This window comes from Kocuria sp. (genome assembly GCF_030536815.1).
Taxonomy (GTDB): Bacteria; Actinomycetota; Actinomycetes; order Actinomycetales; family Micrococcaceae; genus Kocuria; species Kocuria gwangalliensis.
Window position 1 is genome coordinate 1 of sequence record NZ_JAUNPE010000083.1, and the last position, 10,099, is coordinate 10,099.

The following is a 10,099-nucleotide window of genomic DNA, read 5'->3' on the forward strand; positions in this document are numbered from 1 at the left end:
CTTGCCACTCCTTCGAAGCTCATGGGAGCTCGAGTATGACTTCGGAGCAACCCCTTGCCAATACCTACAGTTTTGATGGTATCTTCCAGTTGTAACGCACTTCACATTGAAGGCGTTGGGGTGACACCGTCCGGGAGGGCGTGGGGATCTCTCCCGTAGCGGCACTGAAGGAGTCGTCATGGCAAGTACTCAACACGCTCATACGTCAGATTCTGCTGTCAGGACTCACAGCGGGCACGATGACGGCGAATTCAAGCGGGATATGGGTTTCTGGGGGAACCTCGCGCTGGGGTTCACATATCTGTCCCCCGTGGTGGGCGTGTATACGACCATTGCGGCGGCCCTGGCGATTTCTGGCCCGCCCGCATTTTGGATGCTGGTGATAGCCGGACTGGGCCAACTTCTCGTGGCGCTGGTTTTTGGTGAGGTCGTCTCCCAATACCCCATTGCTGGAGGTATTTACCCCTGGAACCGACGGCTTTGGGGCCCCAAATGGGGATGGATGAGTGGGTGGATTTACGCCATCGCCATCAACGCAACCATTGCTTCGGTGGCCTACGGTGCGGGACCGTTCCTGGGTGCCTTACTGGGCTTGGAGATGACTCCGCTCGCCAATGTCTTGTTAGCTGTGGCAATCCTCGTTCTGGCGACCGTGGTGAATTTTGGCGGCACCAAGATTCTGGCGAATGTGGCCTTCATTGGATTTGCGGTGGAGATCATTGCAACGGTGTGCCTCGGGACGTGGCTGCTCTTCAAAGCCCGCCAGCACGACCTTTCCGTCCTGTTCATGGATTTCCGTCCTGCGGACATGCAAAATGACGTACCTTTTGCGGCGGCGTTCATCGGAGCGGCGATCTTCGGCATTTACCTCTATTACGGCTTTGAGGCCAACGGAGACGTTGCTGAAGAAGTCAAAGATCCCGGTCGCGTGATCCCCAAGGCCATGCGCACCACGATTTACGTGGGTGGCATTGCGTCCATGTTCATTGCGCTGGGGCTCATCCTGGCCGTTCCGGACTTCGGGGCGATTCTCGATGGCACCGCCACCGATCCGGTCGGTGCCATCTTCCTCAGCGCCTTCGGCCCCACCGGGTTCAAAATCGTGATGGTCATTGTCCTACTGTCCTTCTTGTCCTGCACCATCTCACTCCAGGCCGCGGCCTCCCGGCTGATGTTTTCAATGGGCCGCGATCATCAGCTCCCGGCATCGAATTTCCTTCGGAAGTTCAATCACAAGAGAGCTGTACCGCCGTACGCGTTGCTTACCGCGGCTGGGCTTCCCGCTGTCGTGCTCATCATCTCGCTGCTCAGCGCCAACGCGCTCATCGCCATTGTGTCGTTCGCTTCCTGCGGCATCTACATGGCGTTCTGCACCGTGGTGATCGCCTCTCTCCGAGCTCGCGCCAAGGGGTGGAAACCCAAGGGGCACTTCGCCATGGGTAACGCGGGCTGGGTGGTCTCCGGAATTGCCTTGGTGTATCAGATTTTCGCTATCTACACGCTGGTCACCCCGGTGCACGATGTTCCCTGGTACCAGGCGTGGATGGTCGGTCTCGTGGGGGCCGCGGTTCTGGTCATCGGTGCCCTGTATCTGGTCGCTCGACGGCCATACCGATTCGATGCCGGGCCCACCGGTGACGCCCATACGGGTGAGATCGACCTGCGATACGCGAATCCGATTTCTCAGACCGAGGAAGTGGTCGACATGGCCATTCGCCTGGATGGCGGAAAGCCTCACATCTATCCCCACAACGGTTCGGAAAGACAGTAAGACGAGTCGAAGAGTTGCTCGGAAAGGAACTCGCCATGAGCATCACAGCCCCTAAGTTCGCATACCTCGATATTTCGGACCCGTCCTTCTCCATGGATTCGGATGCAGTGCGAGATGCCCGGGACACCAACTGGTATGCCAAGACCAACTACGGCATTGCGGTCTTGTCCTACGAGGACAACGCGGCGCTGATGAAGAGCCCCAAGCTGATCCAGGGATCGGCACAGTGGCCCGAACACAACGGGGTCCACTCGGGTGTTTTCTACGATTGGTGGAAGGAGAATCTCCTGGTTCTGGAGGGAGAGGACCACCACCGGATCCGCCGCCTGGCAAATCCTGCGTTCTCGCCACGGAAAATCGCGGTGCTGGGCGACCGGTTTGAAGCACTTGCCAACGAACTGATCGACAACTGGATCGACAGTGGTGAAGTGGAGTTCGTCGAGGAATTCGCGGCGCCGTTCGCCACCCGGGTGTTATGCATCATGCTCGGCATCGAGGAGAGCGACTGGGAGAAGATCAACGAACTCGGTTCAACGGTGGGTGCAGCCCTGGGCATCACCATTAAGCAGGAATTGCCCGAGATCGACGCCGCTCTGCGGGAACTTCAGGCGTACGGCGCTGATCTGATCAGGGATCGGCAACAAAACCCCAAGGACGATTTCGTCACCCGGCTGGTGGAAGCCAACCGAGAGGGAGACTCGCTGTCCGATGAGGAACTTCAAAACCTCATTGTCCTTTTGATCTTTGGCGGCATGGACACGACACGGAACCAGCTGGGCTTGGCCATCCAGTCCTTCGCTCGCCAACCGCACCAGTGGGAGATGCTCGCCGAGCGACCCGATGAACTTGCCAAGGCCGCCGTGGAGGAGGCCTTGCGGATCAACCCCACGACTCGTTGGGTGACCCGCGAGGCCGCGGAAACCTTCGATTACAAAGACCTGACCATCGAGAAGGGGACCACTGTTCACATGTTCACCTTCGCCTCCGGTACCGACCCCGAGAAGTTCAGCAATGCGGACCGGATCGACTTGGAGCGGGAATCAGCACCCCACTACGCATTCGGCGGCGGTGTTCATCACTGCCTGGGTCACTTCGTGGCCCGCTCGGACATGATGGCGGCCCTGCCAGCGTTGGCAACTCGCCTCACCAACATCAAGATCTCGCCCGAGGGACGTTGGCTACCGGACTCCGGCAACACCGGACCCGCAACGCTTCCCATCACATTCGACAAACGCTAATCACGACAACCGAAAGATCAGTGTCTGCGGGCACGGAAGGGTGCATTCATCATGAAGGTCTGGGTCGATCGAAACCTGTGCGAGAACCACGGGCAGTGCGCTATCGCAGCGCCGAACAACTTCGAAATGGATCCCGAAGGGGTACTGCGCTACGAGGAGGAATTCCCCGAGGCGGAGCTCGAGTACATCGAGGACGCCATGGATGTCTGTCCTGTGCAGGCCATCTTCCTCAAGGGAGAGCAGTAAATCATGTCCACCCTCGAGCTGGGGCGAATCGTCGTGGTCGGCGCGTCCATGGGTGGCTTGAGAGCAGCGGAGCAGCTGCGTTCAGCCGGTTGGAAAGGCGAACTGGTGGTCATCGGGGAAGAACCACACCAGCCCTATAACCGACCGCCTTTGACCAAGGAGATTCTGGCCCGGCCGGGAACGCTGGAAGAGTCACGTGAATCAACGGCCTTGCGCCAGCGCGCAAGTGTCTCGGATGTGCGCTGGCGGTTGGGCGAACGAGCCATCGCATGTGACCTCCACGCGCGAACGGTCACGGTGGATTCCGGGGAACACCTCGAGTACGACGGTCTGGTCATCGCCACGGGAATCCGTCCCCGGCGCTTGCAGACGCCGGGACCCACGAAGGGCCGGTACATCGTTCGGACCCTCGAGGAATCACGAGCCTTGCATGAGCAATTGCGCTCGGGAAAACGTGTCCTCGTAGTGGGGGCGGGTTTCATCGGTTGCGAAGTTGCTTCCACCGCTCGCCAACTCGGATGTGCCGTTCAACTCGTCGAGGGGTCCAGGGGACCAATGCACCGCGTCCTGGGGCAGGAAGTTTCGGAAGCCATACGTAACTGGCTCACGGGCCAAGGCGTCGAGATGGTGAGTGGCAGTTACGTCGAGGAATTCCTCACGGGATCCTCGCCGGATGATCATGCATCTCATGCTCGTGCGGCGGGGGTCCGTCTGGAGGATGGGCAGGAACTTGCCGCGGACATCGTGGTCGAGGCCGTCGGATCTGTGCCCAATACGGAATGGCTCGAGGGCAATGGCTTGGATCTCACTGACGGAGTGGTCGTGGATTCCAGGATGCGCGTCGAGGGTGCACCCCGGGTGGTGGCCGTCGGCGATGTTGCCCGGTTTCCGGACCCTTGGTCCGGCGGTGAGCTGCGGCGAATCGAGCATTGGCAAACAGCGATCGACACGGCCAAGACGGCTGCGAAGTCACTGGTTGCGTGTCTGGGCGGCACCGAAGAGCCCGCGCCGTTCAGCGCCATGCCGAGCTTTTGGAGTGACCAGTTCGGTGTCCGGATCCAAGGTGTTGGAGCGCCTCACCGGGCAACCTCCATTGACGTGCTGGAGGGAAGCCTGGATGACCCGGCGTCAGGTGTGGCCATCAGTTATCAGCGCGAGGGGGAAACCATTGCCGTGGTCAATGTGGGATTGCCCGCAGGGCGGCTAGTTCAATACCGCGCCATGTTGACGAAGATTACTTCGGCAGCCTGACGTCTACACCCATCTTTGGTCAACCAAGGATTGATGGAAAGTGTGTGAAATGTCTGAGAACACGAATTCTGAAGTAAAAGAACCGCACGTGGAAAAGCTGCAAACCCAAGCAATTCAGCTGGGGCGCAGCCTAACCGACGTCTACCAGGAGCGCTCGGAGTCAGCATTAACCGACAATGGGGCCTTTACCCGTCATCAGGAGAAGAATCTCTCCGATGAGTCGGTGGAACAAATCAAGGAGCAGATCGAACGCTCCGGAGTGAAGTACTTGTACTACATGCTCCCCACGCTAGGATCACGAACCGTCGCCAAACTGGTGCCCGCCAAGCACATCGTTCGGAACCTGGAGAAGGGAATTAGTTTCCACCGAACTGCGCTCAGTGATCTGCAGACGGATATCTTCGGCACATTGATCGGTGGTGGCGTGGAGGCCAAGGAGTTTGTGGGACTCCCGCAACCGGAGACGCTCCAGCAGTTGCCGTGGGACCACGAGATCGGCCGCATTTTCTGCGCTGCCTACGAGCCCGAGCACCTCGGGGAGGTCGGAGGCCGCCCGCTGGCCATTGATGCGCGTGCCAATATGCACCGAACTCACCAGCTGATGAAGGACACGTTCGGACTCACCATGAAATCGGGTACGGAGCCGGAGATGGTGTGGGCTGGAAAGTCCATTGAACCAAACCTGGTGCCGGGGCACAGCCCGGCGTACCAAGTGGAGAATTTGGAAATGATGAGGCCGATCTTCAAGCGCCTGGAGGAATACGCAACGGCGCTGGACTTCGACATGATCGAAGGTGATTACGAGGACCAGGGCCAACTCGAGCTGAACTGGATGTTCGATGATATCGAGCGGACTGCGGACAGGCTGGTGACCTACCGACAGATCTGCTCACAGGTCGCTCGGGAATTCGATGTTCAAGCAAGCTTCATGCCCAAGCCATACCTGGGCTCCATGGGTAATGGCTGCCACCACAACCTTTCCCTCTGGGATGAACAAGGTCGCAATTCCTTTGTCATCGATGGAGTGACAGAGCTGCACATGTCTCAGCTGGGCCGCTGGGCCATTGGTGGCATCCTCAAGCATGCACCGGGAATGATGCTCATCATGGCGAGCACGGTGAACTCTTACAAGCGATTCTGGGATCCCGGGCAGTTTGCTCCGGCCCGCGGCAACTGGGGTCTGGACGACCGCGCCTCAATGGTGCGGATCTCGGCCAACGGCCGTGCGGAAGTGCGAGTCCCGGACGCGGCAGTGAACCCCTACCTCTCTCATGCGCTGCTGATTGCGGCGATGGCCGACGGTATCGGCAACCAGATTGAACCTCCCGCGGAGGGAAGCCTCGGCGAGACCATGCCCATGTCACTGGGTGAAGCCATCGACGCCTTCGAGGCGGACAAGTACATCCAGCGGTCCCTGCCCGACCAACTGTCCAGCGTTTATTTGGACATGAAAAAGGACGAATGGGCCCGCTACTGCGGCGCGTTGACCGAATGGGAGTTCAAGCAGTACTGGCAGGCGATTCCGTGATGAGTACTTTGACACTTGCGTGCATCGATTCCGATGCTCCTCCGTTGTTCGACCTCTCTGCCGATGGCGGTCGAACCAGGACCGGGTACGAACCCGATGCTGCCCGGTTGGTTGCTGAGGAACTGGGTATGGACCTGGAGTGGCTCGTGCTTCCGTGGGACGACATGATTCCGGCTGTGCAACGTGGTCAGGCCCACGGGGTGTGGTGCGGGCAGGGAATCATTCCATCACGGCAAGAACAGGTTGCCTTCACCCGCCCCTACGCGGTGTTCAGCGAGTCCGTTCTCGTGCGGGCCGGGGATCCGGCCCGCACACAGGAAGACATGGCGGGCTACCGTGTGGCTGCTATTCGAGACAGCGCGAATATGAGACTGGCGGAGTCCTTCCAGGGAGCGCAACCGGTTCCGTTCGACTCCTCCGGCGATGTCTTCGGTGACATGATTGCCGCGGTTCGCAACGGCAGCGTGGACGCCATGGTCGACGACGACGTCGTGACGGTACCGCTGGGAGACGACCCGGATTTCGCTATCGCTTTCACGGTGGAAACCAGGAACCCATGGGGTGTGGGCATCTCGAAAGACTCCCCGGACACGCTACAACTGCTTGATGGGGCGTTGGCGCGGGTCATTGCGGATGGGCGGTTGGCAGCTGTGTGGCGCAAATGGATGCCTCACCTCCCGTTTCCGGCCGACCTCCATGAGGGGAGGCCTTCATGACATCGGACAGGCCGTTCATCGCCGTGCCGGCCATGTGGTCGGCGCAGATCAAAGGGCTCCGGTATTCGGGTTCAGTGGTAGCCAACGCGGTGCTCGACAGCATTGCTCGGGCCGGCGGAGATCCGTTGGTCATTTCCCCGGCCACTAATTCCAATGTTTGGTCCATCGTGGATGGCATGGTGCTTCCCGGGGGGTCCGACATAAATCCCGCTCGGTACGGCGCCGCGGCTGATGAGACCTACGTGGGAACCGATTACGCCGAGCAGGATGCGGCCGAGGCCAAAGCCATAGCGCTGGCTCAAGAAATGGGACTGCCCACTCTTCTGATTTGCCGTGGCATGCAATTGTGGAACGTGGAACGCGGTGGCACGCTCATCCAACATTGGCCGGATGATCCGCAACAGCACGTGGATACGGTACATGACGTGGAGATAGCCACCGACAGCCGGCTGGCTGCGGTGTTGGGAGACTCCCGAGAGGTGTCAGTCTCCAGCTATCACCATCAGGCCGTACATCGGGTGGGTGCTGGGTTGTCCGTCGTGGCGAGGTCGTCGGACGGATGTGTTGAGGCCATTGAGGACCCCGAGCTCAACACTGTGGCGGTGCAATGGCATCCGGAGGACCGTTCGGATTCCCTGGCATCGGACCAGGCGCTCTTCGATTGGATCGTCCAGGAGGCCCGAAAGCGGCGCGAATCAACGAGAGGATAGTCATGCATGCACAACCTTCGGTTCCGCTGTTGTCACCGGCCGATGTGGAGCCCCGGTCGATGGCCGAACCGGATTCCGACGTCCGTATCGCGGTGGTTGCGCAGTTGAATCTTCCTGACCAGAACGAGGAAACGTACGAGCTGATCAAGAGATTCACATCGGTCACCCTGGAAAGCCTGCGGGAGGCCGGGGCGCGAACGGTTCTCATTGATGTCACAGAGGATGCGGAACCGGACTACCGAGCCATCGCGGAAACGGATGGGGTGGTGATTCTCGGTGGCGGTGATGTGGATGGAACCCTCTACGGTCATGACGAGCCGGTTCCGGACGAGTACGGTAAAGATCCTCGGTCCGATCAGAGGCAACTACGAATCATTCGGGAAGCGATCGATCGAGATGCCACCGTTCTCGCAATTTGCCGCGGGTCCCAGCTACTCAATGTTGCGTGTGGCGGAACATTGATTCCCGACATTCAACCGGCGCATTTGCACCGGGGAGTTGAGGGGGCACCGATGTTCCTGGATGAGGAAATCGGGCTGGTCCCGGGCAGTAAGGTGCATGAGATCTACGGGCGCGAGCGGCTCGTGGTTCGTAGTGGGCATCACCAGGCGGTCGCGGAGCTCGGCGACGGGCTGCGGGCGATCGCCGTCGCGGACGACGGCGTTGTCGAGGGAACGGAGCTGGTGGGTAAGACCTGGATCGTCGGCGTGCAATGGCATCCGGAAGACGACGACGGTCACGCGGACGACCGGTTCCAGTTGTTCAATGCGTTTACGCAACAGGCGCGGACCCGAAAGACCACGTGAGGCGACCACCACATGTGGCGGCCACCCTACTCCTGGGCGGCCGCCACCAAGGTGAACGTGGGAACCGACGTGGTCAAGGCGATTCGAGACAACGTATCGGAGCGTTCGTCCAGGCGCAGACCCGGGAGGAACTGGGCGGAATTCGCACACACAATGCGATCTTCCTCGGTGACCAGCGCCACGGGGGGCCATTTCCCGGACGAGTGCCGAGAAAGTGCTTTTTGGAGAGCCACCTGGACGCTCTCGACAAGGAGATCCGCGCCCACAACCGCGGCGAACTCGTCTCCGACGTTCAGTGGCACGGCCAACGTGACGATGTATTCGTCAAAGCCCAGATAGTCCAGCAGCGGACCGCCGAGCGCTGGACGACCAGTGGTTCGTGGCCTGTGGTACCAGGGGAGATTGAGAAAGTCGTAGAACTCTTTGGAATCGCGGTCGTAGACAAATCCGTAGGGTTCGATGTCCTCGTCGTCACTGCGCACGTACCACTGGATCAACTGTTCGGGTACCGCAATGCGTTCCGGTGCGAAGATCACTCCCGTCCCCGCCAGCATGCTGTGCCTCTTGAGGACGCCGAGCGCATGCATGCGCATGCGGGTCACCATGGTGGTGTCGAAGGGGCCCACGGAATGAGACGTGCTCAGGCGATTGAGACGATCGGACAGGACATCCGCGTACACCTTCAGGTCCCTGTACAGAAGGTTGAACTGTGCGGATAAATCATCCGCAACCGTGAGGAGATTACCGCCCCGGTCCATGCGTGCCCCCATCCTGCTCATCATTGAGGGAGAGCGTCAGTTTCACGTCGATCAAATGGTAGGTGTCCGCGCTGACGCGTGCGCTTGCAGCCTCGACAGCCGCTTTGCTGTCTCTGTCTACCAGAGTTTGATACAGGTCCTGCAGCTGTGAAACGGCTCCCTCGTGGTCGCGGTGCTTGATCAGCGGGGACCAGAGCAGTTCACTGACTTCCAGCTGGAGGCGGAGCGCCAATGACAGGAGGCGTCGGGACTGCGCGGCAACGGCCAGTTCCAGCCAGAATCTGCTGTCTGACCTCGACCGCTGGTGGGGAGTGCGCGCCTTGCGGAATTCCGCGAGCAGCGAGCCGAGTCGCTCGACATCATGATTGACGGCGCGCTCCGCCGCTAATCGACAGCACGCCGCGGTGATCGCTGTGATTTCATCGCCCAGGTCGCGCAGGTCGACCACTGTGTATTCCCTGAACCGTTGCAGGAGGGCGTTGGTGCGCGCTTGCGGGTACGAGACGACGAACGTGCCGCCGTTTCTTCCCCGTCTGGTTTCTACCAGGCCTTCGTCGCGGAGTTTGGAAAGAGCTTCGCGCAGAGTGGCCGGTGCAACACCGAAAGATTCGGACATGTCGACTTCGCTGGGAAGCCTGTCCCCCTGGTGGAGCAGCCCCACCGCTATGGAGTCCCGCAGTCGATCCGTGATGACTTCGGCGCGATCGTAGGAGGGAAGACTGCGGTAAATCTGCGCCCGCAGCGCAGCCGAAGACGGAATTACCTCGACGGGTTGGGTGGGAGGATTACTGGGGCCCAGCACGCCCTGTGCATCGTCCATGGCTGCCCCTCCTCGGTGATCCCCCGCCACACCGATTTCGTGTGCTGACGTGCCCTTGTGGTCGTCTACTGAGAATGCCATATCCGGGGACTTTTCAACGACCGAGCACGAGAGTCCGTCACGAATCTGCACATGATCAAGCCCGGGCGGCCCGCCACTCATCAGGAGTGACGACGCCGTCCGGGCCGGGTCGCTTCCATCTGGTCCGGCCTTACTGCAAGGTAACCCGGGCTACCGTGCAGTAAACCCTCACGA

Annotated in this window: 10 protein-coding genes; 8 read left to right on the forward strand and 2 right to left on the reverse strand. The window is 60.2% G+C overall.

Annotation, left to right across the window (positions count from 1 at the left end):
- Window positions 1-178: 178 nt before the first annotated feature.
- Genes Q4E95_RS08620 through Q4E95_RS08655 form a run of 8 tightly spaced genes read left to right on the forward strand, consistent with a single transcriptional unit; the run spans window position 179 to window position 8,266 of the window.
- Entirely contained in the window at window positions 179-1,771 is a 1,593-nt protein-coding gene (locus tag Q4E95_RS08620) for an APC family permease (RefSeq protein ID WP_303382915.1), read from the forward strand.
- 35 nt (window positions 1,772-1,806) lie between these two features.
- Window positions 1,807-3,009: a cytochrome P450 gene (locus Q4E95_RS08625; protein ID WP_303382916.1), complete on the forward strand. Its 1,203-nt coding sequence runs from the start codon at window positions 1,807-1,809 to the stop codon at window positions 3,007-3,009.
- Window positions 3,010-3,060: 51 nt separating this feature from the next.
- Window positions 3,061-3,255, forward strand: coding sequence for a ferredoxin (locus Q4E95_RS08630; protein WP_303382917.1), 195 nt, complete (start codon window positions 3,061-3,063; stop codon window positions 3,253-3,255).
- A 3-nt stretch (window positions 3,256-3,258) separates the two neighbouring features.
- On the forward strand, window positions 3,259-4,506 hold the full coding sequence (locus Q4E95_RS08635) for an NAD(P)/FAD-dependent oxidoreductase (RefSeq protein ID WP_303382918.1): 1,248 nt from the start codon (window positions 3,259-3,261) through the stop codon (window positions 4,504-4,506).
- A 49-nt stretch (window positions 4,507-4,555) separates the two neighbouring features.
- Complete coding sequence (locus Q4E95_RS08640) at window positions 4,556-6,034, forward strand: glutamine synthetase family protein (RefSeq protein ID WP_303382919.1); 1,479 nt, start codon at window positions 4,556-4,558, stop codon at window positions 6,032-6,034.
- On the forward strand, window positions 6,034-6,750 hold the full coding sequence (locus Q4E95_RS08645; RefSeq protein ID WP_303382920.1) for an ABC transporter substrate-binding protein: 717 nt from the start codon (window positions 6,034-6,036) through the stop codon (window positions 6,748-6,750). The genes Q4E95_RS08640 and Q4E95_RS08645 overlap by 1 nt, the downstream gene beginning before the upstream one ends.
- Window positions 6,747-7,460 carry a gamma-glutamyl-gamma-aminobutyrate hydrolase family protein gene (locus Q4E95_RS08650; protein ID WP_303382921.1) on the forward strand — a complete coding sequence of 238 codons (714 nt, stop codon included), beginning with the start codon at window positions 6,747-6,749 and terminating at the stop codon, window positions 7,458-7,460. The genes Q4E95_RS08645 and Q4E95_RS08650 overlap by 4 nt, the downstream gene beginning before the upstream one ends.
- Window positions 7,461-7,462: 2 nt before the next feature.
- Entirely contained in the window at window positions 7,463-8,266 is an 804-nt protein-coding gene (locus tag Q4E95_RS08655) for a gamma-glutamyl-gamma-aminobutyrate hydrolase family protein (RefSeq protein WP_303382922.1), read from the forward strand.
- A gap of 26 nt (window positions 8,267-8,292) precedes the next feature.
- Here the strand turns inward: Q4E95_RS08655 and Q4E95_RS08660 are convergent, their stop codons facing one another.
- Together Q4E95_RS08660 and Q4E95_RS08665 are read right to left on the reverse strand one after the other, a co-directional pair.
- The gene (locus Q4E95_RS08660) at window positions 8,293-9,036 is read right to left on the reverse strand and encodes a cache domain-containing protein (protein WP_303382923.1); all 744 of its coding nucleotides are present in this window, start codon (window positions 9,034-9,036) and stop codon (window positions 8,293-8,295) included.
- Window positions 9,008-9,844 (reverse strand): FadR/GntR family transcriptional regulator, encoded by an 837-nt coding sequence (locus tag Q4E95_RS08665; protein ID WP_303382924.1) that lies wholly within the window; start codon window positions 9,842-9,844, stop codon window positions 9,008-9,010. Before Q4E95_RS08665 ends, Q4E95_RS08660 begins: the two co-directional genes overlap by 29 nt.
- Between the last annotated feature and the right edge of the window lie 255 nt (window positions 9,845-10,099).